Genomic DNA, 26,870 nt, shown 5'->3' on the forward strand with positions numbered 1-26,870 from the left:
GATCTCGCCGTCCGCGGCGTCTATGAACTCACCGCCTTGATCAAGCATCAGCCCGAACGTACGCGATGCCGGCCCGCGCCGCCCGAAGACCTCATCACCGAGACCAGCCCGGTGATCCTCGGCCCGCCGTGACGCCCAGCGATCTCGCCCACTATCGCGTTATCCGAAAATCGATATTCGGACCATTGCCGCGCCTTGCCGAGTTGGCCTTTTGTTATCTCGGATAGCACATTTCATATACCGGCCGCAGTAAATTCGGATTAGATGCCAAACATCTGTTATGAGTGGACGAAGCGTCCACACATGGTGCGGGGCCGTTGACGGAGGAGTTCCCTTGGCCGTTCAACTCGCGCGGGTCGTGGACGCTACCGGGGCTCGAGATGAGAGCCGATGAGCCGCACGGCCTGATGCTGGCCCGGCCGGGCGCCCGGGTGCTGCTGGTCGGATCGGGTGCCCATGTGGCCGGATCGCGGCTGCAGGCCGTGCCCGCGGTCGAACGAACGGTCGCCGACCTGGGTCGCTGCCTGATAGAGCGGGCCCACCTCGATCCGGCCCACCTGACCATGCTGACGAACCCGAAGGATCCCCAGGAGTTCGGCTCCGCACTGGTCGAGGTCGTCGACCAGGCCGACGACGTCCTGATGTTCTACTACGTGGGCCACGGTCTGGTCAGCCCGCGTGGAGAACTGCACCTGGGCACCCGCTCGACCGTGGACCTGACCCAGGGGATCGCCAGTCATCAGGCGCTGCCCTACTCCACGATCGGTGACGTGCTGTCGAGGTGCCGCGCGCGGCTCGTGCTGATCGTGTTGGACTGCTGTTTCTCCGGACGGGCGCAAACGGTGATTCAGCCGGGCATGGACCAGGTGTTCGCCGCCACCCGGCACGGCAGCTATGTCCTGGCCGCGGTGGGACGGAACGAGACGGCATGGGCGTTGGACGGTGAGCGGCACACCGCCTTCTCCGGGGCGCCGATCACTGTGCTGGCCGGTGGGGACCCAGGGGCCGGGCCGTATCTGACCGTCGACGACGTCTACAGATCGCTGTCGCGTACCTTGAGCCAGCAGGGCCTGCCCGCGCCACGTCGGCAAGCCTCCGGATTCGGTGATCAACAGCGTCTGACCATCAACCCGGCCCGTTCCGGCGAGGCCGGTGAGCAGGTTGGGGAGGTCAGCCCTTATCCCGGGCTGGCCTCGTTCGGCCCGCAGGACGCCGATGTCTTCTTCGGCCGGACCGAACTGACCGGTCAGCTGATAGATCGAGTCGCCGGCCAGTTGGCCCGCCGGGAGCTTTTGGTGGTGGTCGGCCCGTCCGGGGCTGGGAAATCCTCCCTGTTGCGGGCCGGGCTGATTCCCGCTCTGGAACGTGCCCCCGGCACCGGAGTGGTGATGTTCACCCCTGGCCAGGATCCGGTCGGCGTGCTGGCCGACCGGTTCGCGGCCCTGGCCGGCTCCCTGCCCGGTGAGCTGAGGGAAACCCTCATGACCGACCCCGATCGTCTGCGAAGCCTGCTTGACAGGCCGGGTCAGCCGGTTCTCATCGTGGATCAGTTCGAGGAACTGTTCACCCAATGCAAGGACGAGTCGCAGCGTCGCGCTTTTCTCGCCGTGTTGCACGCGGCGTGCGCCGTCGCGGTAGTGGTCATCGGTGTCCGCGCCGACTTCTTCGGCAGGTGCGTCGGTTACCCCGAGCTGGCAGCCGGTCTGGAACGGCCGGTGGTCGTCACACCGATGACCGTGGCGCAGTTACGCACGGCCATCGAGGAACCCGCTCGGGTGGCGGGACTCGCCGTCCAACCCGCCCTGGTCGATCTGTTGCTGGAGGACGTCGGCGTCGACCTGGGCGCCGGTGGTCCCGGCAACGTGTTGCCCTTGCTGTCGCACGTGCTGCTGGCCACCTGGCAACGCCGGGAGGGCGGCATGCTGACCGTGGGCGGTTACCTGGCGACCGGGGGTGTCAGCCGGGCGCTGGCCAAGACCGCCGACGCGACCCTGGCCGGACTGGACTTACCCGGCCAGCGGGCCATTCATCAGCTACTGCCTCGATTGGTACAGCTGGGCGAAGGCGCCGACGACACCCGCATCAGAGTCCCCCTCGAAGACCTGTTGCCGATCGCCGACGAGCGTGATGAGACGTGGCGGGCGCTGGACCGTTTTGTCGGAGCGCGCCTGCTCACCGTGGACGCGGACGCCATCGAGATCAGTCACGAGGCGTTGATCCGCGCCTGGCCCCGGCTACGCGAGTGGATCAATGTCAACCGGGCCACCTTGCTGGCCCGCCAGCAGCTCGATCGCCAGGCTCGGAACTGGGCCGACCATCAGGAGGATCCGTCCTACCTGTACGGCGGAACCCGCCTGGCCGCTGCCGAGGAAGCACGGATGCGATGGGAAGCGGATCCGGCCGGATTCCCGCCCCTCTCCGAGCGCTCCGCACGTTTTCTCCGTACCAGTGTCCAGGTCCGGGAACGGGCGAAGCGGGCCAGACGACGGGGCATCGGCATCGTGGCCGCGTCCTTGACCCTGGCGTTGCTCGCCTCGATCGGTGTCGCCCTGAACGCCCTGAACGTCGCCGACGACGCCGAACGCCAGCGGCTGGCCGTCCTCTCGCAGAAGGTCGCCGCTCGCAGCCTGGAGTCGGCTGATGCCGACCCTGAACTTTCCAGACTTCTCGCGGCGGCGGCGTTCACGTTGAGCGAGACACCCGAGGCTGAACACAGCCTGGCCAGAGCCTGGGCCGATCCTCATCGGAGCCTGCTGTCCACCGTGATCAGTTCGGTGTCCTCGGTGGCCATGGGGCGGTTCAACGGCAGACCCGTGATCATCTCCGGCGGAAACTTCAGCGACAGCGGCCGCGGCAAGGTGGTGATCTGGGACGCCGCCGGTGGGAAACGCCTGCACACGACGAAAACGCTCGACTCGGTGTATGCGGTGGCGATGGGACAGTTCAACGGCAGACCCGCCATCATCTCCGGCGGCTCCAGTGGCGACGACGATCCCGCTGAGCTGGAGATCTGGGACGCCGCCGACGGGAAACGCCTGCACGCGATGAAAACGGCCGGCGGGGTGTCCACGGTGGCGATGGGACAGTTCAACGGCAAACCCGCGATCATCTCCGGCAGCGGCGGCGAGGTCGAGATCTGGGACGCCACCGACGGGAAACGCCTGCACGCGATGGACGCGACCGGCTCGGTGTCCGCGGTGACGACAGGACGGTTCAACGGCAGACCCGTGATCATCTCCGGCGGCGGCGACGCCAGCGGCCGCGGCAAGGTCGAGATCTGGGACGCCGCCGGTGGGCGACGGCTGCACGCGATGGACACGGCCGACTGGGTTGAGGCGGTGACGCCAGGGAGGTTCGACGGCGAACCCACGATCATCTCCGGCAGCGGTGACCTACTCCAGGTCTGGGCCACTTCGTTGCCCGCCGATCTCCTCGGGAGTGTGTGCGCCCAGACCTCTCGCACCCTCACCTCGGACGAGTGGGTGGTGTACATCGGAGTTGATGACGCTTTCAGACGGGTGTGTCCAAGCGGCACCAATCATTGAAAGCGTCTGCTCCCCGTCGGACCTGAGGAAATCCCGCGACAACGTCCTGAGCCTCCCCCGGCCCGGGTTCCGGCAGACCACCGACCGGCTGCTACGCCCACCGCCGCGGCGGCCGTCATGACAAAGGTACGGCCGGGGCCGGCGTGCCGGCGCTCCGCACGCGACCGTCCGGCTTGCCGAGACCCTGGCCACTACCCGGTCAGACCGAAGACAGCGGCGAGTGACGCGAGATGCTCGCAAACGCGGAACACCATGCGCCTCCCCGTGATCGCCCTCGTCGCCTGGGCGGTTGGCGCGGTCGCCGCCCTCGGCACCGCCGCCGTGCGGGGTGGCGGAGCCTGGCCGGTGTTCTTCCCGGGCCTCCTCGTCCTCCTCGCGACACCTTCCCCGCTAACGCTCAGGAACCACCTCGCCGGACCCTGAACCACCGGGAGACGTGGCGCGGGCGGGCTGGCTGGGAGCCTCCGGGCGGCGGACATAGACCGGGGTTCCCGTCGGGGTCATGTCGTAGAGCGCCTTGGCGTTGTGGAGCGGGACCCGGATGCACCCGTGGGACGCGGGATGCCGCGGGACCCGCTCCGAGCCGTGGAAGCCGATGCCCCCGTTGAAATAGATGGTGTAGAACTGGTCGCCCAGCGGCCCGCTGGTCCATCCGGGCGTCCGGTACCAGGCGCGGAAGTCCCCGGTGGGCGTGACGGCGACCCCGCAGTGGCCCTTCTTGCAGTAGTGCTCGCCGTTGCCGGTCGAGATGTGGGAGACCAGCTCGGGCCTGCCGTCCTTCCACGCGGTGAGCAGCTGGCGGCGCAGGTCGATCTCCACCCTCGTGGGCTCCCCGTACGACACCAGCGGTTTGAGGCGCGCCGGGCGGGAGAGCGCCCGCCAGGTCCGCGAGTCGATCTGGTCGGCGGGAGGCAGCCCGTTCGCCTTCTGGAAGGCCCACACGGCCGCGCGCAGCGCGGGGTGATACTCGTCGCGGTCCTCTCCCGGCCCGAATCCCAGCCGGTCGAGGCGCCGGTGGACCTCCTGGACCTGGGCTCCCCTGTCGCCGGGGCGAAGAAGGGGGAACCGTGACAGCGGGGTGTGCTCGGCACGAGGCACGGAAGGGCGCTCACGAGGAAGGGGAACGGGCGTCCCGGAATGCCGCGACGACACGACACCGGTGTTCGCGACACCGAATGGCAGGCACGCGGTGAGCGCGAGGGCCGAGTTCGCGATCAGGAAGCACGTGATGGTTCTCCGCATTTTTTAACGCCTATCCGCTCTCGGGAGAAATCCGTTAGAAGGAATACGAGTACGCGCGATCCTCTATCGCCGCGCGCACCAGGCCGACGGCCTCCTGGGCGCATCCCCAGGAAAAGCTGAATCCGGCTCCGCCGTGCGCGAAGTTGTAGACGACCTTTTCCTCGTCGTCCCACTCAAGGCAGACGTTCTCGTTCCGGAACGGCCGCAGCCCCACCCGTACCGGCTCGTCGGGATCCAGCCTGGCGTGCCGCAGCGCGGGCATGAAGGCCAGGCACCGCTCGTACATCTCCCGTACGGGCCCGTGGTTCTCCAGGTTGATTCCGGTGTCCCACTCGTCCTTCTCGGCCAGTCCCCCGAGAACGAGGAGTCTCGGATTGCGCGGCACGATGAAGACGATGTCCTGCTCGTCCTCGTTCTGCTCGTCGTGGGAGACGCAGTGGGCCTCGCGGATCCGGCGGCCACGCAGCCCGTCGTTGCGGACCCGCACCAGCGCGCCGCGCAGCGGGTACATGCCGATGCCGCGGAGCCCGGCGGTGCCGAGACCCGCGCAGCAGACGATCACCTCGGCGCCGTAGCGGTCGAGGAGCTCCGCCCTGCGATCGGCGAGCAGTCCCTCGACCCGGTACCGCTCGACCCGCACACCGTGGATCTTGACCTGCCGCATCAGCCACGCCATGTACTGATCGGTGTCGATCATGGGCGCCATGTGCGAGTACGCGTCGACCACTCCGTAGCCGGGGCTGACGCCGTTGCGTTCGGCGAGCGACCGGTCGCGGACGAAGCCGCGCACCTTCCCGGCGAGCTCCCGCATCTTGTGAAGATCGTGCGGGCTCTCCTCGACGGGGTGCTTGAAATAGAAGTTGGACCTACGCATGGCCACCCCGGGAACCTTCGCCCGGGCCAGTTTCTCGAACATCTCGTACGAGGTGACGCACCAGTTCTTGGAGCGGGCGAGAGAGATCTGGTCGTGGTGGTAACCGCACACCGCCGGTGGCCACTCCCACAGCGCGCCCGCGACGACCGAGACGATGTCGGGCGCGAATCTCTCCGCGACGACGGTGACGCGAAACCCCTCCCTGGCCAGGCACAACGCGGTGGTCAACCCGCTCACCCCGGCCCCGACGACAAGTATCTTCTGTGAATTCGCGCGCACCTGGGAACGCCTTCTTTCCGGATCCATCCAGCTCGACCACTTTCCGGCGCGACCGGCCGCGGGAGGCCGTCACGACGAACACCGAAACCCCTCCACAGTAAATGGGGATACCGGCGAATCCCGGAATGGCGGCGAACACGACATGAGAGAGGATCTGCCGCGGGCCGATGGGAAATCATTACCGACCGAGGAAACAAGCTGGATCGAACGGGGAAAAGCCGCACTCTACCTGAATCATCCGATGACAAACTTTTGATCGCGTGCCAGATTTTCATCACCAATCCACCGATCGACCCGGGCGAATATTGACACCTCCTTAGTCGAGCCCGGCTCATCACAACGGGCCGCCCGGGGGCATCGCGGGCTGAATTGCCTGCTTTACTCTGCGGACTCGCCTATATGCCCTCGGTGGGATTGTTGGTGGCAGGTAGACGGCCGAGTCGCACTTGTCGTAGAACGTGGTGACTGAACGTTGGTTGGTGCTGACATATACCGATGCGCACGTGCCCCGGCACCCCGGCGACCGGGACGAGGCGCGAACCTTCACCCGGGCCGGGGCTCTCTCGCCGATGGCGGACGAAGCGCCGACCGGCCACGTCGATCGGCGCCCCGTCGGCGCGGACCGGACGCCGGTCGACCACGACCACCGGGCGGAAACAGCCGGGGGCTTCCCGGCCGTACGGGAGGAAAACGTCCCGGTCGTACGGGGAAAAGGGTGTGACAGCGGTCCCGCGCGCCGACAGGATTGCGTCATGACCGACACACGCGTTGACCCCGCCTTCATCGCCGACGAGAGCACCATGCTGCACTCCTGGCTGGACTGGCACCGGGAAACTCTGGCGGTGAAGTGTGCCGGGCTCTCGGACGAGCAGCTTCGCCTGCGCTCCGCCGAGCCGTCCACGCTCTCCCTGCTGGGCCTGGTCCGCCACATGGCCGAGGTGGAGCGCAACTGGTTCCGCAACGTCCTCAACGGCGAGGGCGTCGCCCCGTTCTACTACTCCGACGACGATCCCGACGGCGACTTCGACACCCTGGAGACGAGCACGACGGAGCAGGCGTTCGCCCGCTGGCGAGGCGAGGTCGAGCACGCGCGCGAGGTGTCCGCCGGTCTGCCCATGGACACCGTGGGAAAGGCACAGCGCCACGACCACGACGTCTCACTGCGCTGGATCCTCGTCCACATGATCGAGGAGTACGCCCGGCACAACGGCCACGCCGACATCATCCGCCAGCGGATCGACGGGGTCGCCGGCGAGTAGCGCCGACGGCGGGACACACGCCTCCTCAGGGACACGTACCCCCACCGGCGCGAACCAGACGACGCACACCTCCACCGGGGTGGCAGGCGACGCACACCTCCACCACCTGGGCGAACGGACGATGTGCGCCTCCACCTGAGCGGAACCACGCGGGGAGCCCGCGAGGAGCCGACGAGGCCCGTGGAGGACGGGCCGGTCGCGCCGGAGCCGGAGGGCGGGTCAGCCCGGGGCGGAGGTCTCCACGAGCGTCTCGGCGATCATCCGGTCGAGGTTGGCCAGGTTCGCCGGGCGGGCGATGGCGGCCTCGGCGAAACGGTCGAGAAGCCGGGCGAAGACCTCGCGGTCCGGCTCGTCCCAGTCGGCCATCAGGCCGTCCAGGTAGGTGCGCCGGTGGCGGACCACCACCTCCAGCACGCGGCGGCCCCGCTCGCTCAGCACGAGCCGGGCCCGCCTGGCGTCCACGGCCGACTCCTCGCGCTCCACGAACCGCGCGCCGACCGCGTCGTTGACCAGCCTGCTGGCCGTGGAGGGATCGACGCCCAGTTGCTCGGCGACGGCGCCCACGGTCACCTCGGCCACGTCCAGGCTCAGCTTGTGCACGGCGTGCACGACCATCACGTTCGACATGTGCACCGGCCGCTGCGGCTCCCCGGCCCTGCGCGCGCGCAGTGGCCGCGACCAGATCCGGCGCAGCCGGAACAGGGCCACGTCGATCACCGCTCCAGGCGTTCCCTCGTTCACGGCGTCACCCTAACCCCTGCGGGCGCATGTGCCGCCTTCCCCGGCCCCGGCTCCCTGCCCGCACGTCCGCGGGCACCGCGGCTCGTACGGTACGGCGGCCGTACGGGACACCGGGAGGGGGACGGTACGGTCAGCCGGACAGGCGGACCGGGTTGACCAGGTCGGCGTACATCAGCAGGCCCGCCATGATGATCATCAGGAAGGCGATCGCGTAGGTGAGCGGGAGCGCCTTGGCGATGTCGACGTGTCCCGGGGCGGGGCGGCGGGCGACGCGGGCGAAGCCGCGCTTGATCCCCTCCCACAGGCCGCCCGCGACGTGGCCGCCGTCCAGGGGGAGCAGCGGGATCAGGTTGAACAGGCCGATCGCCAGGTTGAAGCCCGCCAGCAGGTTGATGAAGACGACGATCTTGTTTTCCAGCGGGATCGCGGCGGCGGCGATCTCACCGCCGATGCGGCTGACGCCGATGACACCGATCGGGCCGTTCCGGTCGCGCTCGTCCCCGGAGAAGGCGGCGTGCCAGACGCCCACCATCTTCTCGGGGAACCTGAGCAGCGAGGCGGCGGTGGCCGAGGTGAGATCCCCCATGTGCGCGGCCACCGCGCCGAGGCTCTGCTGCTCGATGACGATCTTCGGGCTCACCCCGAGATACCCGACACCCTTTTCGATCTTGCCCGGCTCGTCCAGCGACTCGCGGTCCTGGGCGATGAGGCCGGCGTTGACGGTCAGCTCCTGACCGGCCCGCCTGATGCCGATCGCGATCGGGCCCGCGCCGTGGTCGCGGATGGCCCGCGTCGCGACGTCCCAGCTCGTGGCGGGCCTGCCCGCCACGGACACGATGACGTCTCCCGGCCGCAGCCCCGCCACGCTGGCCGGGCTGGGCTTGTCGGCCGCGGTGCACTCGGGGTTCTTGGCGTAGTCGGCGGCGGTCTTCACGCACTGCGGGATCGAGGCGATCTCGGTCTTCTGGGTGGGGACGCCGAACCCCATGAGCACGACGCCGAACAGGATGAAGGCGAGCACGAAGTTCATCGCCGGGCCGCCGGACATGATGATGACCTTCTGCCACCAGGGCTTGCGGTAGAACACCCGGTCCTCGTCGCCCGGCCGGACGTCCTCCAGGGCCACGTCGCGCGCGTTCTCGATCAGGCCCTGCCAGGGGCCCGTGGAGACCGAGCGCACCTTGCCGGGGGCGTCGGTGGGCCGGGGCGGCAGCATGCCGATCATGCGGATGTAGCCGCCGAGCGGGAGCCACTTGATGCCGTACTCGGTCTCACCCTTGCGGCGCGACCACATGGTCGGGCCGAACCCGACCATGTACTGGGTGACCTTGACGCCGAACAGCTTGGCCGGCACCAGGTGGCCGATCTCGTGCAACCCGATCGACACCATCAGTCCCACGAGAAAGACGATGACCCCGACCACGGAGAGCCAGCTCACAGGTTCATACTCCCATCGCGGTTTCACCGACAATGCCCCATAAGAGGTTAGCCCAAGTATCCGGCCTCCATGCCGCCGCGAAAAGCGGCGTTCCCGGCCGTTCTCCCGATCGGGTGGTTTGGGAGCCCTTTGCCGATTGGACACACTCCGTTGACATTCAGCGATCGCACGAACACTCTTTGGTGAGGGTGAGGGCGAGAGAGAGGAGCGTTTTGATCGGGATCCTGGTTGCCGAGCATCTTCCCCTGGTCCGGCGCGGGCTGGTGGCGACGCTGGACAACGAGAGCGACATGAGGGTGGTGGCCGACGTGGCCGCCGGGCAGGACGTGCTTCCCGCCGTCCTGCGGCACGCCCCGAGGACGGCGGTCATCGATCTCGACCTGCCGGACGTCTGCGGTTTCACCACCGCGATCCGGCTGCACGAGGAGGCTCCCGCCTGCCGGGTCCTCCTGCTGGCGCGCGACCCCAGCCCCGGCCAGGTCCGCCGGGCCTTCGCCGCCCACGCGCTCGGGTTCATGAGCCTGGAGGTCGGCCCCGAGCAACTGGCCCACGGCGTACGCCAGGTGGCGGCCGGCCGGCGCGCGGTCGACTCCGAGCTCGCGGTGGCGGCCCTGAGGTCGGCGGAGAATCCCCTGACCCGCAGGGAGCTCGACGTGCTCCGGCTGGTCGCGCAGGGGGCCAGGTCCAACGAGATCGCCGACCAGCTCTTCCTCTCCGTGGGAACGGTCCGCAACCACCTGTCGCGGATCATGTGCAAGACCCAGGCGCGCAATCGTCTCGACGCCGTACGCATCGCCGACGACTCCGGGTGGCTCTGAGCCCTCCCTGATTCCTCCTTCCCGGGGAGCCGGGGTTCCCGGGAAGCCGCACCCCCGGGAACCGGCTCCCCGGGCCCCCGCCCCGGGAGACGCGCCGCCCACGAGGGCGCGCCGTTCGAGAGGCGTCGTCCGGGCAGAGCCGCGCACGGAGAGCGCCCGCGGGGAAGCGCGCCTTCCTCAACGCCTTCCGGGGGTACCGGATGTCGGGGACGCCCGATTCCAGGGACGCCCGATTCCAGAGGCGAACGATTTCAGGGGCGCCAGATGAGGATGAGGGCGCAGTCGTCGTTGTGGCCCGACGACATGGAGGCGACCAGGTTGCGGGCGCCGTCACGGAACCCCGAGGGCATCAGGCGCTCGGCCTCTCCCAGCAGCCGGTCGAGACCGGCGTCGATGTCGCGCCCCGGCTGCTCGATCAGGCCGTCGGTGTAGAGCATGAGCGCGTCGCCCTTGCGCAGCATCCCCTGGTCGGCCTCGCAGTGCAGGTCGGGCACGACGCCGAGGACGACCCCCTTCGCCGTGGAGACCCGCCACGTCCCGGTGCCCGACTCGAACTTGACCACCGGGGGGTGACCGGCCGAGGTGATGACGTACTCGCCCGTCACGAGGTTGAGCCGGAGATGGACCGCCGTGACGAAGCCCTCGGCCTCGCGCTGGCGGTGCAGGTAGGTGTTGCAGGCGGGCAGGAAGTCGGCGACCGAGCCGAGCAGCCCGCCGAAGGTGCCCGACAGCAGCAGCGCCCGGGTGCCCGCGTCGACCCCCTTGCCCGACACGTCGACCAGGGCGAGCTCCAGCGTGTCGCCCTCGCGCATGGAGACCAGGAAGTCGCCGCCGAAGGAGGAGCCCCCGGCCTGCTTGAGAACCACCTTGGAGCCCCACTCCTTGGACAGCGGGGGCAGGTCGCTCTGGCTCTTGAGACGGTCGCGCAACTCCAGCAGCATCGCGTCGCCCCGCAGGCCCTGCACGCCGAGCTTGCCGCGGGTGCGTGCCATCAGCGCGGCCAGCACCGCGGTGAAGCCGAAGGTGACCAGCAGGCCGGGACCGATGTATCCCACCCCGCGCACCACGGCCACGTAGACCAGGGAGACCGCGACCGCGCACAGCAGCTTGGCGAGACTGTTCAGCCTGAGCTGGAGCCCCGCCACGAGGGTGACCGGGATCATGAGCGCCGGGGAGAACCACTCCATGGACACCCTGGCGGCCAGCCCGCCGATCAGGAGGGTGAGCAGGATCAGGGTGATGAGCAGGTTCCGGTCGCGCGCCAGGGGGCCGCGCCGCAGGAAACGCACGACGGGGACGAGAAGAGGGATGCGGACCAGGAACGCGCGGAGCGCCGGAGGGAGCAGCGGCACCGGACGGGAACTCATGATGCGCTCGACTGTATCTGGCCAGCCCCCCTTTGGGCAGCCCACTTGACCAACGCCTTGATCATTAAGCAGGGATATTAGATGGCCAGAGCCGTTTGTCCCCTACTACCGTTTGGAAGATGACTCTCAGCCTACGTCCGATCGGCGAAGCCGAATGGTCCGCTTGGAACACCGTGGACGAGGAGGCGTTCGGCACCGCCACCCCGGAGCACCGGCAGGAGATCTTCAGGCGCAACATCGAGTTCGACCGCTCGCTCGGCGTGTTCGACGGCGACCTGCTGGTGGGCACCGCCGCGACGTACAGCTTCAGCATGACCGTGCCCGGCGGGCCGATCCCGGTCGGCGGTGTCACCGCGGTCGGCGTGCTGCCCTCGCACCGCCGCCGGGGCATCCTCTCCTCGCTGATGACCCGCCAGCTGTCCGACCTCCACGAGCGGGGTGAGGCCGTCGCCGCGCTCTACGCGGCCGAGGCCGCGATCTACGGCCGTTACGGCTACGGCAGGGCCGCGGACTGCATGGTCTTCCGGATCCCCACGGCGAACGCGGCCTTCACCCGGCACGCCCCCGCCGACCCCGCCCTGCGGCTGCGCGTCGTCAGGCCCGCGGAGGCGAGGTCCACCTTCGAGAAGATCTACGAGTCGGTGTTCGAGCGGCGTCCGGGACTGTACGCCCGCACGCCCGCGCGCTGGGACGGGGTGCTGACCGACCAGGAGTCCGACCAGGGCGGCGCCGGTCCGCTGCGCGCCGTGGTCGCCGAGGACGACGGCGGCCCGCGCGGCTACGCCCTCTTCCGGATCAAGGCCTCCTTCGACGACCACGACCTTCCCACCGGCGAGCTGCGGCTCAAGGAGCTGTTCGGCCTCGACCCCGCCGCCTACGCGCTGCTGTGGCGGCACGTCCTGGACCGCGACCTGGTCTCACACGTGCTCGCCCAGAGCCGCCCCTCGGACGACCCGCTGATCCACCTGCTCGCCGAGCCTCGCCACCTCCACGCGCTCTGGCTGGACGACCTGTGGGTCCGCGTCGTGGACGTCGACCGGGCCCTCACCGCCCGCCGCTACAGCGCGCCGGTGGACGTGGTGATCGAGGTCGAGGACACCGTGTGCCCGTGGAACGCGCGCCGCTGGCGGCTGACGGCCGACACCTCCGGCGCCCGCTGCGCGCCCTGCGACGACCCCGCCGACCTGACCCTGCCCGTCTCCGTGCTGGGCGCCGCCTACCTGGGCGGGCGGCCGCTGGCGGCGCTGCTGGCCGCGGGGGTGGTACGCGAGTCGCGTGCGGGAGCCCTGCGGGAGCTGTCCACGGCCATGTCGTGGGACCCCGCCCCCTGGGCCGGCCTGGTCTTCTGACGGCCCTTCCCATGACGACGGCGACGACGGCCGCCCCGGCCACCGCGGGCGGCCGGAGCCGTTCAGGTCGGAACCGTCAGAGCCGGAACCGTTCGGGCCGGAACCGTTCGGGCCGGGGCGGGCGAGGCCGGGTTATGGTGGCCGGTATGGCACTGCAGAGCTTGCAGATCACCGCGATCACCGCGATGCGGGCGCGAGACGTCTCACGCCCGTCGCGGGAACAGCAGGAGGCCGCGGACCGCCGCCCCCTGCGCGACGAGACGCCCCGCAAGGAGCCCGCGCGCGGCGGCGTCCGCAAGGAGCCGCCACGCGGGGAGGCTCCGCCCCGCGAGCGCCACCGATAGCCACTGACAGCCACCGACAGGGGCCGGGGGCTACGGCAGCGGCGGGAGCTGGCCGATGGTCTCGTACGAGGTGAGCTGCGCGATCCTGCGGTTGTGCCGCTCGGCCCCTGAGTAGGAGGTGCCGAGGAAGGTCTCGACGAACCGGATCGCCTCCTCCGGCTCGTGCATCCGCGAGCCGAGGCTGACGACGTTGGCGTTGTTGTGCTCGCGGGCGAGCCTCGCGGTCTCCTCGCTCCAGGCCAGGGCGGCGCGGACGCCGCGCACCTTGTTGGCCGCGATCTGCTCGCCGTTGCCCGAGCCGCCGATGACGACGCCCAGGCTGCCCGGGTCGTCCACGACGCCCTCGGCCGCGCGCAGCACGAACGGCGGGTAGTCGTCCTCCTCGTCGTAGACGAAGGGACCGCAGTCCTCGACCTCGTGGCCGTGCTCCTTCAGCCAGGAGACGACGTGGTTCTTGAGCTCATAGCCGGCATGGTCGGCACCGATGTAGACGCGCACCCGCACAGTTTCGCAGGTGTGCTTGGGCGGCTCCACCCGGCCCCCGGCTAGAGTAACAGTCGCGATGCTCGTCGAACCCTTACAAGAGAGAGCCCCCACATGCGTGACATCCGAGTGGTCGGTGACCCTGTCCTGCGCACGCCCGCCGAGCCGATCATCGACTTCGACCGCGACCTGCGGCGCATGATCGACGAGATGTTCGCCGTGATGTACGCCGCTCAGGGCGTCGGCCTCGCCGGCCCGCAGATCGGCGTGTCGAAGCGGATCTTCGTCTACGACTGCAGCAACCGCAAGGGCCACGTGATCAACCCGGAGCTCACCGTGGACGACGACACCGAGGTCCTCGACGAGGAGGGCTGCCTGTCCGTCCCCGACCGCGGGACCGGCACCCCGATCTACGCCAGGACGCCCCGGGCCGCGGGGGTCACCGTGAGCGGCCTGGACCGGCTCGGGCGGCCCATCCGGATCAGGGCCCGCGGCACGCTGGCGCGCTGCTTCCAGCACGAGACCGACCACCTCGACGGCAGGCTCTACGTGGACAGGCTGGCCAGGGACGCCGCCAGGAAGGTCCTGCTCCAGGCCCCCTGATCCCGATGATCCCGGTGATCCCGGTGACCGCCGGGGCGGTCCTCAGAGCTGGACGGCTTTGATCTCCAGATACTCCTCGAGCCCGAACTCGCCCAGCTCCCGGCCGAGGCCCGACTGCTTGTAGCCGCCGAAGGGCGCCCGCGGGTTGAACCGGCCTCCGTTGACCGCCACCTGGCCGGTGCGCAGCCGCCGGGCGACCTCCACCGCGCGCTGCTCGCTGCCCGCCCACACCGCGCCCGCCAGGCCGTACGGCGTGCCGTTGGCGATGGCGACCGCCTCGTCCTCGCCCCGGAGGTAGGGGATGATCGTGAGGACGGGACCGAAGATCTCCTCCTGCTCGATCACCATCCCCGGCTCCACCCCGGCGAACACCGTCGGCTCGACGTAGAAGCCGCGCTCCAGGGGCCGGTCGGTGCCTCCGGCGACCAGCCGGGCGCCCTCCTCCTGGCCCCGGTTGATGTAGCGGACGACCCGGTCGCGCTGGGCCGCGGACACGAGCGGGCCGAGCTTGGTCGTCTCGTCGAAGGGGTCGCCGACGGTGTATCCCCCCGCGGCCTCGACGGCGAGACGGACGGCGTCGTCGTACCGGTCGCGATGGACGATCATGCGGGTCCATGCCGAACAGGTCTGGCCGGAGTTGACGAAGGCGTTGGCCACCGTCGCCTTGACGGCCGACGGCAGGTCGGCGTCCGGCAGGACCAGGCTGGCGGACTTGCCGCCGAGTTCCAGGGCCACCCGCTTGATCGTCTCGGCCGCGAGCGCGGCCACCCGGCGCCCGGCCCGGGTGGAGCCGGTGAACGACACCATGTCCACCTCGGGGTGGGCGGCCAGGGCCTCGCCCACCACCGGGCCGTACCCGCTGACCATGTTGAGGACCCCGGCGGGCAGCCCGACCTCGTCGAAGATGCCGGCGAGCGCGAAGGCCGCCAGCGGCGCCACCTCGCTGGGCTTCAGCACGACCGTGCAGCCCGCGGCGAGCGCGGCGCCCACCTTGCAGACGACCTGGTGGAGCGGGTAGTTCCACGGAGTGATGGCGGCGACCACCCCGACCGGCTCCCTGAAGACGCGGGAGTTGCCGACCTGCCCGCCCTCGAAGTCGTAGGTCTCGGCCAGCTGGGCGTACGAGGCCAGCACCCCGGCCGGCATCAGCGTCTGCACCCTCATCGCCAGGCCGTACGGGGCGCCCATGTCCGTGGCGATGATCCTGGCCATCTGGTCGGAGCGTTCTCGTATCAGGTCCGCGGCCGCGGCGAGGATCCTGCCCCGCTCGGCGGGGGCCGTCGCCGACCAGGAGGGGAAGGCCGCGCGCGCGGCGGCCACGGCGGCCTCGACGTCGGCGGGCGCTCCCGCGGGAACCCTGTCGATCAGCTCCTCGGTCGCGGGATTGATCACGTCGATGCTCTCGGTCGACGCGGACGGCCGCCAGGCCCCATCCAGATATAGGTGACGCATGCCCTCATCCTGGCGTGCGTGCCGTTGTCGCGCGAGGGAGAGGCGAACGCGGCTCCCGTACAACGATGATCGTTGTACGGGAGCACAGCGGCGCCGCACCGGCGGGCGCGCCGAGGCCGTCGGCCCCGGTCGCGGCGGACGGGAACCGCGCGGAGACAGCGGACCCGAACGGCGGGAGGAGCGGGTCAGTCGAAGATCGGCTGCCGGGTCCTGGAGCGCTTGAGCTCGAAGAAACCGTCGGTGCCCGCCACCAGGCGCACGCCGTCCCAGAGCCTGCCCGCCTCCTCGCCCTTGGGGGCAGGCGAGATCACCGGGCCGAAGAAGGCGACGCCGTCGACGGAGATCACCGGGGTGCCGACCTCCTGGCCGACCCGGTCGATGCCGTCGCTGTGCGAGGCGCGCACCGCCTCGTCGAACTCCGTCGAGTCCATCACGTCGGCGAACGCGCGGTCCAGCCCGGCGGCCTCCAGGGCCTCCTGGACGGTCTCACGCAGCGTGTCGAGATCCTTGAGCCTGCCGTGGTTGTGGAAACGGGTGCCAAGCTCGGTGTAAAGACGGCCGACCGTCTCGGAGTCGTACTTCTCCTGCACGGCGGCGACCACCCGGACCGGCCCGATGGCCTTGGCGATCATCTCGCGGTAGGTGTCGGGGACGTCCTTGTCCTCGTTCAGCACGTTGAGGCTCATGATGTGCCAGCGCGGCTCGATCGGCCGCACCTTCTCCACCTCCAGCAACCAGCGGGAGGTCATCCACGCGAAGGGGCAGAAGGGGTCGAACCAGAGATCCACGGGGGTGCGCTCAGTCATTTTTCCGGCTTCCTGGTCGTGATGCTGCTTCGGTAGCGACAACCCGGACGACAGAGTTCCCTATTCCGCAGGTTCATTAATACCTTGACATGCCGCTTTATTCTCAAATCCGGGTATCAGTCCGCAGGCTGATGCGAAGCGACGGTCCGCGCCCTTACGTGGCAGGATTCAGTCACCCCTTAGCAATGGAGCGGGGGAAGTTGTGAAGAGGGAGCGGTAGTGGCAGGCAATCTGACCCGTGACGAGGCGCGCGAGCGCGCACGGCTGCTCAGCGTGCAGTCCTATGCGGTGGAGCTCGACCTGACCGAGGGTGAGGAGCGCTTCGAGAGCGTCACCACGGTTCGCTTCACCAGCACCCGGCCGGGTGCGGAGACGTTCGTCGATCTGGCCGGCGCCAAGGTGCGCAAGGCCGTCCTCAACGGCGTCGAGCTGGACGTGAGCGGCTACGACGTGGAGACCGGGCGGCTGCCGCTGCCGGGCCTGGCCGAGACCAACGAGCTGCGGGTGGACGCCGACTGCTCCTACAGCCGCACCGGCGAGGGCCTGCACCGCTTCGTCGACCCGGTCGACAAGAGCGTCTACCTGCACAGCCAGTTCGAGACCGCCGACGCGCACCGGATGTACGCGTGCTTCGACCAGCCCGACCTCAAGGCCTCCTTCGAGCTGACCGTGCTCGCGCCGTCCCACTGGGAGGTCGTCTCCAACGCGGCGCCCGACGCGGCCGAGGAGCTGGCCGAGCACCGGGGCAGGCACGGGGCCCTCCAGGCGGCCAAGCGCTGGCACTTCCCGCCCTCCCCGGTGATGTCGACCTACATCACCGCGCTGTGCGCCGGGCCGTACCACAAGGTGACCTCCGAGCACGACGGCATCCCGCTGGGCCTGTACTGCCGGGCCTCGCTGGCCGAGCACCTCGACGCGGACAACCTCTTCGAGGTGACCAGGCAGGGCTTCGACTTCTTCCACAAGATCTTCGGCGTCCGCTACCCGTTCGGGAAGTACGACCAGCTCTTCGTCCCCGAGTTCAACGCCGGGGCGATGGAGAACGCGGGCTGCGTGACCTTCCTGGAGGACTACGTCTTCCGCTCGCGCGTCACGGACGCGGTGATCGAGCGCCGCGCCGAGACGATCCTGCACGAGATGGCGCACATGTGGTTCGGTGACCTGGTCACCATGCGCTGGTGGGACGACCTGTGGCTGAACGAGTCGTTCGCCACCTACGCCTCGGTGCTCTGCCAGGCCGAGGCCACCCGCTGGGGCCAGGGCGCCTGGACGACCTTCGCCAACGTCGAGAAGGCCTGGGCCTACCGCCAGGACCAGCTGCCCTCCACCCACCCGATCGCCGCCGACATCGTCGACATGCAGGCGGTCGAGGTCAACTTCGACGGGATCACCTACGCCAAGGGCGCCTCGGTCCTCAAGCAGCTCGTCGCCTACGTGGGCCTGGACAACTTCCTGGCCGGGGTCCGCGACTACTTCAACGAGCACGCCTGGGGCAACACCACGCTCGCGGACCTGCTCGGCGCGCTGGAGCGCACCTCGGGACGCGACCTGTCCTCCTGGTCGAAGGAGTGGCTGGAGACCTCCTGGGTCAACACGCTGCGCCCGTCGTTCACCGTCGACCCCGAGGGCCGTTTCCTGGAGTTCGACGTGCTCCAGGAGGCCCCGGCCGACTACCCGACGCTGCGCTCGCACCGCGTCGCCATCGGCCTGTACTCCCTGCGGGACGGCGAGCTGGTCCGCGTCAAGCGCGTCGAGCTGGACGTCGTCGGCGCGCGCACCGCGGTCTCCGAGCTGGTCGGCGAGGTCCAGCCGGACCTGGTCCTCATCAACGACGACGACCTGACGTACGCCAAGGTCAGGCTCGACGAGCGGTCGCTGCGGACCATCACCGAGGGCGGCGTGGCGAGGTTCACCGAGTCCCTGCCCCGCGCGCTGTGCTGGTCGGCCGCCTGGGACATGACCCGCGACGCCGAGATGTCCACCCGTGACTACCTCACCCTGGTCGTCTCCAACATCGAGTCGGTCGCGGACATCACGGTCGCCCAGACCGTGCTCCGCCAGGCGCGGCTCGCCGTCCAGCAGTACGCCGACCCCGCCTGGCGCCCCGAGGGCCTGGCCCGGCTCGCCGCCGCGCTGCGCGGCCTGGTCTCCGCGGCCGAGCCCGGCTCCGACCACCAGCTCGCCTACCTGAACGCGCTGGCGGCCGTGGCCACCTCCACCGAGGACCTGGCGTTCCTGAAGGGGCTGCTGGACGGCGAGACGGTGCTCGAAGGTCTCACCGTCGACGCCGACCTGCGCTGGACGCTGACCGGCGCCCTGGTCTCCGGCGGCCTGCTCGGCGAGGAGGACATCGCCCAGGAGCTGCTGCGCGACGCCACCGCGACGGGCGAGCGCTCCGCCGCGCTCTGCCGCGCCGCGATCCCCACGTCCCAGGGCAAGGCGAACGCCTGGGCCGCGATCACCGAGGGCAAGCTGAGCGGCGCGCTGCTCCGCTCGACGCTCGCCGGTTTCATGGACCCGCGCCACCCGGACCTGCTGGAGCCGTACGGGGCGAAGTACTTCGAGGAGGTCAGCAGGATCTGGGCGACCTGGAGCTCCGACAGCGCCCAGAACTTCGCGAACGGCTGCTACCCGGCGCTGAACATCTCCCCCGAGACGGTCGCCGCGACCCAGGACCTCATCTCGTCCACCCAGCCGCCGCACGCCCTCAAGCGCCTGCTGCTCGAAGGCGCCGACAGCATCGGCCGTGCCCTGCGCGCCCAGGCCAAGGACGCCTCGGCGGCCTGAGCCCGGTTCACCCCCGCGAGGCCGGGCCCGGCCTCGCGGGGGTCTCCGCGTCGCGAGGTCTTGAGCGGTTTCTGGCAAAACACTGGTAGAAATAGTCATCAAGCGTGGGAAGCGCCCCGCGTCGCATTTTGCCTAGACAACAGTCCTGTCGTTCGTGGGTCGTGAGAGGGTAATCACGTGGAATCGGCGCGTGACCTGCTCGTCTCCCTGGCCCGCAGATACGCCTTCGGCGATGTCGGGGCCCTCGCCTCGGGCGTCGTGGAGGACGCGGGCGACATCGAGGCGGCGTGCGAGTTCGGCCAGCGGCTGCTCTCGCTCGACGCGGAGGACTTCGCCGCCGAGGCACGGGCCGTGCCGAGCGACATACGGCGGCGGGCGCGGGCCTGCACGATGCCGCAGACGCCCCGCGAGCAGCCGCGCGGCGCGCTGGAGTCGCTGCGGCCCGCGTACGGGCTGCTGCTGGAGGTCATCGCGGTCAGGTGGCACCGCCGCGAGCTGAGCCCCATGGTCGCCGCCGTCCACATCGCCAGCGAGTATCTGCCGTTGCTCGCCTTCGAACCGGTGCTCGGCAGCGCCGGGGACCCGGCGCGCTGGCCGGAGGGTCTCACCGCGCCGGGCAGCAGGTTCGGGGTGATCGGCGACCGCGACTGTGACCACACGAGGGCCGAGCAGTCGGCCGTGAACCGGACCCTGCGGGTGGCCGGGGAGCCGGCCGAGGGGTGGCGCGCCTACTTCGACCGCCAGCACAGCCAGGTGGCCGGGGCGCTGGCCACCTGCGTCGCCGACTGCCGCAACCCCTGCACCGCGATGGACTGGGTGGAGCCGGACCTCCGCGACGACCTCGCGCTGCGTTCCCGGGTGGCCCTCGCCTTCGCCGAGACCCCGCTGGTGCGGTTGCGCCACGCGGCCCCGGTGGGCCACGGGTTCGGCGTGCCCTCCCCCGAGGAGGTCACCGAGGCGTGGGAGCGCAGCCGGACCGTGCTGGCCAAGAACGGCGTGGGCGGCGAGGCGTCCGGTGACGACGGCTTCCCGCTGCCGGGGTTGCCCGCCCTGTTCTCCGCGGTCGCGAACGCCCCGGTGGCGCCCTCGACGCTGCTCGCCGACATCAGCACATACCTGGTGAAGCTGCTCCAGCCCTGAGCCTCTCCGGACCCGGACCCGGGGCGCGGAGCGGCTCGGGGCTCAGAGTGAACGGTCGACGATCAGCGACAGCGCGCAGCAGGCGATGGAGAACGTCATGAGCAGGACGCCGCGGCGGATGTAGCGCTGCTTGGCGTCCCCGACGGCGTTGAGCCTCCTGATCTCCAGGACGACCAGGTCGACCCTGGCCTCGGCGGCGCGGCCGCCCGCGTCCGATGCCAGCCAGTACCCCAGGCGGGGGTCCGGCTCCGGCGGCGTGTCGCCGGCGACCCCTCCGGGGTAGAAGCGGCGCCGTTCCAGGGTCCTGCCCGCGAGCCCCGCGGTACGGCGGTAGAGGGCCGCGGCGAGGACGAGGAGCCCCATCAGCCAGAAGAACATGCTCGTCCACCAGAGCCACTCGATCCTGCTGGACAGCTCGCCGGGTCTCCAGTGGCCGTTCAGCAGCCCGGCGACGACGGCACCGGCGGCGGCCCCCGTCGTGAACAGCAGGATGGCCGCCGTCTCGTCCTCCCTGCGGACCCTCCGGCGGGCGTCCGCGAGCATCGCCTGGACGTACTCGAAGATCATGCCGGGCTCCCGCTCCGCCGTGGACCTCCTGCGAGAGCGATCCGGCAGCGTGTCCCGCATGATCCTCAGCACGAGCCGATTATCCGGGAAAATCATCTTCCTTCCGCACGAACAGCGAGCCCGGAGGATCGTTAGGCCGGCGGGGCCGCAGGGTCACCTGCGCCGCGACGCCCGGTCCGCGAGCAGCAGGACGCCGGTGACCAGCCCGCCCACCAGGTCGCCCAGGCCGAGCACCGCGGCCATCGACGTCGCGGCCACCCGGCACTCGGCGTCGGGCAGCCACCGCCTCGCCAGCGGACCCGTGACGATCTCCACCGCCCTCCCCCGCTGGTCCACGAAGACGAGCACGGCCCTGTCGGCGTCGGTGCCCAGCGCGGCGTGCAGCCGCTCGGAGAAGTGGCGGCGCGGCCCGATCGCCGGCCCGAGGTAGGCGGCGAAACGCAGGCCGGTACTGCGCTCCGCAGTGCGCAGGGCTCCGCGGACGTCGTCCCCCTCTGTCGGGGTCAGGGTGAGCATCTCCGCCACCTCGCCTTCACCGTTCGCGGGACGATCCACCGGCCGTCCGGCTCACCAGGCCGCCGACGCCCCGCCGATGTGCCGTCCGGGCTCGGAGGTCTCCGCCAGCGCGACCCAGTCGGTCTCCGGCGCCGGGGGCCCGGCGGGCCGCCGCTCGGCCAGCACGAGGACGGAGCCGGTGATCCCCCGCTCGCTGCCGGACGGGCCACCCAGCCAGACCGCGCCCGCCGAGGTGCTCCTCGCGGCCTTGTCGCGCATCCTGCCGGGCATCGTCACGAGCAGGGCGATGAGCAGGAACAGGCCGCCGGAGACTCCGACGAGAAAGCCGAAGACCTCGATCGCACTGTCCACACCTCAAAAGTAACCCGGCGCCGATCTCCCCGTCGAGGGCTACCAGACGGCGGGTCTGCGCCCGCCCCAGAAACCCCCTCGGGCGGCCTCGATCTGCGACGACACGGAGATCAGCGTGCCCTCGTCACCGAACCGCCCGGCCAGCATCACGCCGATCGGGAGACCCTCGGCACTCCAGTACAGCGGGAGGTTGACCGCGGGCTGGCCGCTGGCGTTGTAGACGGCGGGGAAGGCGGCGAACCGCTTCATCCGCTCGAAGGTCTCCTCGGGATCGTCGACGTCCTCGAACCAGCCCACGGGCCGGGGCGGCTGCGTCAGGGTCGGGGTGAGCACCGCGTCGTAGGGGTCGGTCGCCCGCAGGCCCATCCGGGTGGCGAACTGCAGCGCCGACTGGGCCTGGAGGAAGTCGGGGGCGGGCGTGGCGAAGCCGCGCTCGCGCAGCCAGGCGGTGAGCGGCCTGAGCCTGTCCTGCCTGGCCAGGTCGACCGGGTGCATGCAGGAGAAGGCGTACCAGAGCGTCACGAACCGCGGCACCAGCTCGGGCCCGAACGGCGGGTCGATGTCGACCACCTCGTGCCCCAGCGCCGCCAGCGCCGCCGAGGCGTGCTCGTAGGCGGCGAGCACCTCGGGGTCCAGCACGGCGCCGGGGACCAGCGGCTCGGCGTAGCGGGCGATCCGCAGGCGCCCGGGGTCGCGGCCCGCGTACGCCCCGAAGGAGCCGAGCTCGGGCGGCGGGGCGTGGTAGAGGTCGCCGGGGCTGTGGTGGGCCATCACGTCGAGCAGCGCGGCGGCGTCGGCGACGGTCCTGGTGATCGGGCCGTTGGTCGACAGGCCCGCCAGGTCGGGGACGATCGGCGCGAAGCTGATCCTGCCCCGGGACGGCTTGAGGCCGAACAACCCGCAGGCCGAGGCGGGGATGCGGATCGACCCGGCGCCGTCGCTGCCCTGCGCGGCGGGGGCCAGGCCCGCGGCCACCGCCGCCGCCGCGCCCCCGCTGGACCCTCCCGCCGACCGGGAGAGGTCCCACGGGGTGCGGCTGGGCGGGGAGACGGACGTCTCGGTGTAGCACGGCAGCCCGAACTCGGGGGTCGCGGTCTTGCCGAGCATGATCGTCCCGGCCTCGCCGAGCCGTTCGACCAGGCTGTCGTCCACCGGCGCGACGAAGTCCTCGTAGGTGGCCGAGCCGAAACGGATCGGCACGCCCTTGACGAGGTTGAGGTCCTTGATCGGGATCGGCACCCCGGCCAGGGGCGAGAGGTCCTCCCCCGCGAGCACCCGGGCCTCGACCTTGTGGGCCTGCTCCAGGGCGAGTTCGGGGGTCACCGTCACGTAGGCGCCGACCCGGGGGTCCAGGCGGGCGATCCGGTCGAGGTAGTGCTCGGTGATCTCGACGGGCGAGACCTCCCTGCGTCGCACGGCTGCCGCCTGCTCCAGGGCGTTAAGATCGTGAATGTGGGCCACGCCCCGCACAGTAGGCGCGGAACACGCGGTTATCCAGAGCGAAAAGCATCTAAGGTACCCGGTTCATAGCAGTGCCAAGCGGGTGACGGCGGTCACAAAAGTATGAGATACGCAATACTAGGCACCCCCGAGGACGTCAGCTACCGTGAGTTACGTGGATTCCGGTCAGGTACCAGAAGACGGTAACAATGCGTCACCGATTTGGGTCAGTGACCGACAGGCCGAAGACCGGCCGACGTCTCGACCCGCCGCGCCAGCGTCTACGTACGCACCTGTCGAGCGCGCCTCGCTGCGCAACCTGCTCGACCACCCGAAGTACCGCCACCTGCGCCGACGTGTGATCGTCTCGGTCGGTGTGGGCGTGCTCGCGGGCGTCCTGCTGGCCAGCTGGCCGCTGGGCCTCACCGCCGCCGTGGTGGCCGCGATCGTCGACACGGTGCTTCGGGCCCGCTCCAACTCGTCGGTGCCCGCCTGGCGGCGCGCCTCGGTCGCGGAGCGGCGCACGGAGATGCAGCTGAAACGGCTGGAGCGCGGCGGATACCGCACCCTGCACGCCCGCGCGATCCCCGGCAGCGAGGCCCAGATCGACCATCTGGTCGTGGGCCCCACCGGCGTCTACGCGGTCGACTCCGAGAAGTGGGACAAGCGCCTGCCGGTCCGCGTCCAGTCTCACCGCAAGCTGTTCCACGGCCCGTTCAACCAGAAGCCCCGCCTCGACGAGGCCCGCTGGGAGGCCTCCCAGGCCGGGGAGCTGATCGGCGCCGAGCTGGGCCGCGAGGTCACGATCGTGCCGTCCCTGGCGATCTACGGCCCGGCCATCCCCTGGAAGGTCCTCAACGTCCGCGAGGTCGACGTTTTCGACGGCAGTCGTGTCCGTAAATGGATCACCAAGCGCGAACGCTCACTCACCGACGCCGAGATCGACAGGATCTTCGAGGCCGCCGAGCAGGTTCTGCCCGCGCGCTATCCGGAGAACTGATTCCGGCTGTCCGGCGAGCCCGTTTTCGCCTGACCGCACCTTCCCCGTCCTCCCCGTCGGGACCGACGGGAGTCCGCCCCGCCCGGCGCCCCGGCCCGGCGACTCCCGTCTCCCCTCCTCTCCCGTACCCGCGTGCCCCCTTCGCGCGCCCGCGCGCCGGGGGAGCCGGGTGATCGGGTCCTCCCGCGCGGGCGTCGCGACACGCGGCGGGTGCCCGGGGTCTCCCGCGCCGGCGCGCGGTGGGTGATCGAGGACCTTCCCGCGCGGGTGGCGCTCGCCCCGGGTTCGCCGGGCGCCGCGACCTTCGGTAGTGTCGGAGAACACCCTGGGTCCGTATCGGGCCCGCCGGTCGCCGCCCCGGTGCCCACCCCGTGCCCCGTCGGCGTCCCGGAACCGCCCCGGACACCGGCCCGCCACCTCGGCGCCCCCGGCCCCGCCCGTTCCCCGCCTGTCCCGCCTCGTATGTCGATCATGCTCGTGCGGTGTCGGCGGAACATGTGGTCACGGACCGGACGTCTCGCGTCGCGGACAGGCGTCTCACGCACCGGGCGGTAGCCGTACCATTTGTAGACACGGTTTCGATGATGGGAGAAGCCTCATGCCCGCCCTCAGGTCTCGTACGGTCACTCACGGCAGGAACATGGCCGGGGCCCGGGCCCTGCTCCGGGCGACGGGTGTAGCGGGTGAGGACTTCGGCAAACCGATCATCGCCGTCGCCAACAGCTTCACCCAGTTCGTCCCCGGGCACGTCCACCTCCGCGAGGTCGGCGACGTCGTCGCCGGCGCGATCCGCGAGGCTGGCGCGATCCCGCGCGAGTTCAACACGATCGCGGTCGACGACGGCATCGCGATGGGCCACGGCGGCATGCTCTACTCGCTGCCCAGCCGGGAGCTGATCGCGGACGCGGTCGAGTACATGGTCAACGCGCACTGCGCCGACGCGCTGATCTGCATCTCCAACTGCGACAAGATCACCCCGGGCATGCTGCTCGCCGCCTTCAGGCTCAACATCCCCACGGTCTTCGTCTCCGGCGGGCCGATGGAGGCGGGCAAGACCCCCAACGGCAAGCTCGACCTGATCGATCCGATGATCGCCGCCGCCAACGACGCCGTCTCCGACGCCGAGCTGCTGGAGATGGAGGAGAACGCCTGCCCGACCTGCGGTTCGTGCAGCGGGATGTTCACCGCCAACTCGATGAACTGCCTCGCCGAGGCCATCGGCCTCGCGCTGCCGGGCAACGGCACGATCCTCGCCACCCACAAGGCGCGCAGGAAGCTGTTCGAGGACGCCGGGCGTCAGCTGGTGGAGATCACCCGCCGCCACTACGAGCAGGACGACGAGACGGTCCTGCCGCGCGCCATCGCGACCAAGGACGCGTTCGAGAACGCCATGGCGCTGGACGTGGCGATGGGCGGCTCGACCAACACGATCCTGCACATCCTGGCCGCGGCCCGCGAGGCCCGGGTCGACTTCGGGCTGAAGGAGATCAACGAGATCTCGCTGCGGGTGCCCTGCCTGTGCAAGGTCGCCCCCGCCACGGCGAAGTACCACGTCGAGGACGTCCACCGCGCGGGCGGCATCCCCGCGATCCTCGGCGAGCTCGACCGGGCGGGCCTGCTCCACCGCGACGCGTACACCGTCAACGGCGGCACCCTGGGCGACTACCTCGACGGCTGGGACCCCCAGTCGCCCGAGGTGCTGCCCGAGGCGCTGGAGCTGTGGCACGCGGCCCCCGGCAACGTCCGCACCGTCAAGCCCTTCTCCCAGGGCGCCCGCTGGGAGGAGCTGGACCTCGACCGCTCCGAGGGCTGCGTGCGCGACGCCGAGCACGCCTACACCCGCGACGGCGGCCTGGCCGTCCTGTACGGCAACATCGCCACCGAGGGCTGCATCGTCAAGACCGCCGGGGTCGACGAGTCGATCTGGAGGTTCGAGGGCCCGGCCGTGGTCTTCGAGTCGCAGGACGACGCGGTCGAGGGCATCCTCAACAACAGGGTCAAGGCCGGCGACGTCGTGGTGATCCGCTACGAGGGGCCGAAGGGCGGGCCCGGCATGCAGGAGATGCTCTACCCCACCTCGTTCCTCAAGGGCAAGGGGCTGGGCAAGGACTGCGCGCTGGTCACCGACGGCCGCTTCTCCGGCGGCACGAGCGGGCTGTCCATCGGCCACGCCTCCCCCGAGGCGGCCGAGGGCGGCACCATCGCCCTCGTCGAGGACGGCGACCTCGTCGCGATCGACATCCCCGGCCGTTCGATCGAGCTGAAGGTGACCGAGGAGGAGCTGGCCGCCCGCCGCGAGAGGCTCATCGCCGACCTGGGCGGCTACCGGCCGCGCGACCGCCAGCGTCAGGTGAGCGCCGCGCTCCAGGCGTACGCCGCGCTCACGACCTCCGCCTCGACCGGCGCCTCGCGCGACCTGTCACAGCTGTCCCGCTGACCTGGGCTTCCTGTCGGGTAGAGATGCCTTAC

At 70.4% G+C, this 26,870-nt stretch carries 22 protein-coding genes; 10 read left to right on the top strand and 12 right to left on the bottom strand.

Going from position 1 to position 26,870, the window contains the following annotated elements; translation table 11 throughout:
* Positions 1 to 380 precede the first annotated feature (380 nt).
* Positions 381 to 3,545, top strand: coding sequence for a caspase, EACC1-associated type (locus ACFFRH_RS32940; RefSeq protein WP_386161290.1), 3,165 nt, complete (start codon positions 381 to 383; stop codon positions 3,543 to 3,545).
* 390 nt (positions 3,546 to 3,935) lie between these two features.
* On the opposite strand, the gene ACFFRH_RS32945 is transcribed toward ACFFRH_RS32940, so the two are convergent.
* Positions 3,936 to 4,643 carry a L,D-transpeptidase family protein gene (locus ACFFRH_RS32945; protein ID WP_386161292.1) on the bottom strand — a complete coding sequence of 236 codons (708 nt, stop codon included), beginning with the start codon at positions 4,641 to 4,643 and terminating at the stop codon, positions 3,936 to 3,938.
* A gap of 178 nt (positions 4,644 to 4,821) precedes the next feature.
* Positions 4,822 to 5,940, bottom strand: coding sequence for an FAD-dependent oxidoreductase (locus ACFFRH_RS32950; RefSeq protein ID WP_386161294.1), 1,119 nt, complete (start codon positions 5,938 to 5,940; stop codon positions 4,822 to 4,824).
* Between the two features lie 752 nt (positions 5,941 to 6,692).
* Here ACFFRH_RS32950 and ACFFRH_RS32955 point away from each other — a divergent pair.
* On the top strand, positions 6,693 to 7,199 hold the full coding sequence (locus ACFFRH_RS32955) for a DinB family protein (RefSeq protein ID WP_344743623.1): 507 nt from the start codon (positions 6,693 to 6,695) through the stop codon (positions 7,197 to 7,199).
* A gap of 219 nt (positions 7,200 to 7,418) precedes the next feature.
* Here the strand turns inward: ACFFRH_RS32955 and ACFFRH_RS32960 are convergent, their stop codons facing one another.
* Both ACFFRH_RS32960 and ACFFRH_RS32965 read right to left on the bottom strand, forming a co-directional pair.
* Entirely contained in the window at positions 7,419 to 7,940 is a 522-nt protein-coding gene (locus ACFFRH_RS32960; RefSeq protein WP_386161296.1) for a MarR family winged helix-turn-helix transcriptional regulator, read from the bottom strand.
* A gap of 130 nt (positions 7,941 to 8,070) precedes the next feature.
* Positions 8,071 to 9,378: a M50 family metallopeptidase gene (locus tag ACFFRH_RS32965; protein WP_344743621.1), complete on the bottom strand. Its 1,308-nt coding sequence runs from the start codon at positions 9,376 to 9,378 to the stop codon at positions 8,071 to 8,073.
* Between the two features lie 212 nt (positions 9,379 to 9,590).
* On the opposite strand from ACFFRH_RS32965, the gene ACFFRH_RS32970 reads away from it, so the two are divergent.
* A complete protein-coding gene (locus tag ACFFRH_RS32970) occupies positions 9,591 to 10,196 on the top strand; it encodes a LuxR C-terminal-related transcriptional regulator (protein WP_344743620.1) in 606 nt (201 codons plus the stop codon).
* A gap of 251 nt (positions 10,197 to 10,447) precedes the next feature.
* Here ACFFRH_RS32970 and ACFFRH_RS32975 read toward each other — a convergent pair whose 3' ends face one another.
* Complete coding sequence (locus tag ACFFRH_RS32975; RefSeq protein ID WP_344743619.1) at positions 10,448 to 11,563, bottom strand: PP2C family protein-serine/threonine phosphatase; 1,116 nt, start codon at positions 11,561 to 11,563, stop codon at positions 10,448 to 10,450.
* A 119-nt stretch (positions 11,564 to 11,682) separates the two neighbouring features.
* Here ACFFRH_RS32975 and ACFFRH_RS32980 point away from each other — a divergent pair, with 119 nt between their 5' ends.
* Both ACFFRH_RS32980 and ACFFRH_RS32985 read left to right on the top strand, forming a co-directional pair.
* Positions 11,683 to 12,912, top strand: coding sequence for a GNAT family N-acetyltransferase (locus ACFFRH_RS32980; protein ID WP_344743618.1), 1,230 nt, complete (start codon positions 11,683 to 11,685; stop codon positions 12,910 to 12,912).
* 146 nt (positions 12,913 to 13,058) lie between these two features.
* Complete coding sequence (locus ACFFRH_RS32985) at positions 13,059 to 13,256, top strand: hypothetical protein (RefSeq protein WP_344743616.1); 198 nt, start codon at positions 13,059 to 13,061, stop codon at positions 13,254 to 13,256.
* Between the two features lie 30 nt (positions 13,257 to 13,286).
* Here ACFFRH_RS32985 and ACFFRH_RS32990 read toward each other — a convergent pair whose 3' ends face one another.
* Positions 13,287 to 13,754, bottom strand: a complete 468-nt coding sequence (locus ACFFRH_RS32990; RefSeq protein WP_344743615.1) for a ribose-5-phosphate isomerase — start codon at positions 13,752 to 13,754, stop codon at positions 13,287 to 13,289.
* Positions 13,755 to 13,853: 99 nt separating this feature from the next.
* Between ACFFRH_RS32990 and def the strand changes: the two genes are divergently transcribed.
* Positions 13,854 to 14,342: a peptide deformylase gene (def, locus tag ACFFRH_RS32995; protein ID WP_344743613.1), complete on the top strand. Its 489-nt coding sequence runs from the start codon at positions 13,854 to 13,856 to the stop codon at positions 14,340 to 14,342.
* A 42-nt stretch (positions 14,343 to 14,384) separates the two neighbouring features.
* Here def and ACFFRH_RS33000 read toward each other — a convergent pair whose 3' ends face one another.
* Both ACFFRH_RS33000 and ACFFRH_RS33005 read right to left on the bottom strand, forming a co-directional pair.
* A complete protein-coding gene (locus ACFFRH_RS33000) occupies positions 14,385 to 15,794 on the bottom strand; it encodes an aldehyde dehydrogenase family protein (protein ID WP_344743612.1) in 1,410 nt (469 codons plus the stop codon).
* A gap of 185 nt (positions 15,795 to 15,979) precedes the next feature.
* The gene (locus tag ACFFRH_RS33005; protein WP_344743611.1) at positions 15,980 to 16,600 is read right to left on the bottom strand and encodes a mycothiol-dependent nitroreductase Rv2466c family protein; all 621 of its coding nucleotides are present in this window, start codon (positions 16,598 to 16,600) and stop codon (positions 15,980 to 15,982) included.
* A gap of 219 nt (positions 16,601 to 16,819) precedes the next feature.
* Here ACFFRH_RS33005 and pepN point away from each other — a divergent pair, with 219 nt between their 5' ends.
* Together pepN and ACFFRH_RS33015 are read left to right on the top strand one after the other, a co-directional pair.
* Complete coding sequence (gene pepN / locus ACFFRH_RS33010) at positions 16,820 to 19,387, top strand: aminopeptidase N (protein ID WP_344743610.1); 2,568 nt, start codon at positions 16,820 to 16,822, stop codon at positions 19,385 to 19,387.
* 177 nt (positions 19,388 to 19,564) lie between these two features.
* Positions 19,565 to 20,527 carry a hypothetical protein gene (locus tag ACFFRH_RS33015; RefSeq protein WP_344743609.1) on the top strand — a complete coding sequence of 321 codons (963 nt, stop codon included), beginning with the start codon at positions 19,565 to 19,567 and terminating at the stop codon, positions 20,525 to 20,527.
* A gap of 42 nt (positions 20,528 to 20,569) precedes the next feature.
* On the opposite strand, the gene ACFFRH_RS33020 is transcribed toward ACFFRH_RS33015, so the two are convergent.
* The 4 genes from ACFFRH_RS33020 to ACFFRH_RS33035 all read right to left on the bottom strand — a co-directional run bounded on the left by ACFFRH_RS33020 (position 20,570) and on the right by ACFFRH_RS33035 (position 23,422).
* A complete protein-coding gene (locus ACFFRH_RS33020) occupies positions 20,570 to 21,166 on the bottom strand; it encodes a Pycsar system effector family protein (protein ID WP_344743608.1) in 597 nt (198 codons plus the stop codon).
* Between the two features lie 81 nt (positions 21,167 to 21,247).
* Positions 21,248 to 21,610, bottom strand: a complete 363-nt coding sequence (locus ACFFRH_RS33025; RefSeq protein ID WP_344743606.1) for a TPM domain-containing protein — start codon at positions 21,608 to 21,610, stop codon at positions 21,248 to 21,250.
* A gap of 51 nt (positions 21,611 to 21,661) precedes the next feature.
* The gene (locus ACFFRH_RS33030) at positions 21,662 to 21,961 is read right to left on the bottom strand and encodes a hypothetical protein (protein WP_344743605.1); all 300 of its coding nucleotides are present in this window, start codon (positions 21,959 to 21,961) and stop codon (positions 21,662 to 21,664) included.
* A gap of 39 nt (positions 21,962 to 22,000) precedes the next feature.
* Complete coding sequence (locus ACFFRH_RS33035) at positions 22,001 to 23,422, bottom strand: amidase (protein ID WP_344743603.1); 1,422 nt, start codon at positions 23,420 to 23,422, stop codon at positions 22,001 to 22,003.
* 337 nt (positions 23,423 to 23,759) lie between these two features.
* On the opposite strand from ACFFRH_RS33035, the gene ACFFRH_RS33040 reads away from it, so the two are divergent.
* Both ACFFRH_RS33040 and ilvD read left to right on the top strand, forming a co-directional pair.
* Entirely contained in the window at positions 23,760 to 24,401 is a 642-nt protein-coding gene (locus tag ACFFRH_RS33040; RefSeq protein WP_344743601.1) for a nuclease-related domain-containing protein, read from the top strand.
* Between the two features lie 598 nt (positions 24,402 to 24,999).
* Positions 25,000 to 26,838, top strand: coding sequence for a dihydroxy-acid dehydratase (gene ilvD, locus ACFFRH_RS33045; protein WP_344743599.1), 1,839 nt, complete (start codon positions 25,000 to 25,002; stop codon positions 26,836 to 26,838).
* The last annotated feature ends 32 nt before the right edge of the window (positions 26,839 to 26,870 follow it).

The sequence above is a fragment of the Streptosporangium vulgare genome, assembly GCF_042428775.1.
Classification (GTDB): domain Bacteria; phylum Actinomycetota; class Actinomycetes; order Streptosporangiales; family Streptosporangiaceae; genus Streptosporangium; species Streptosporangium vulgare.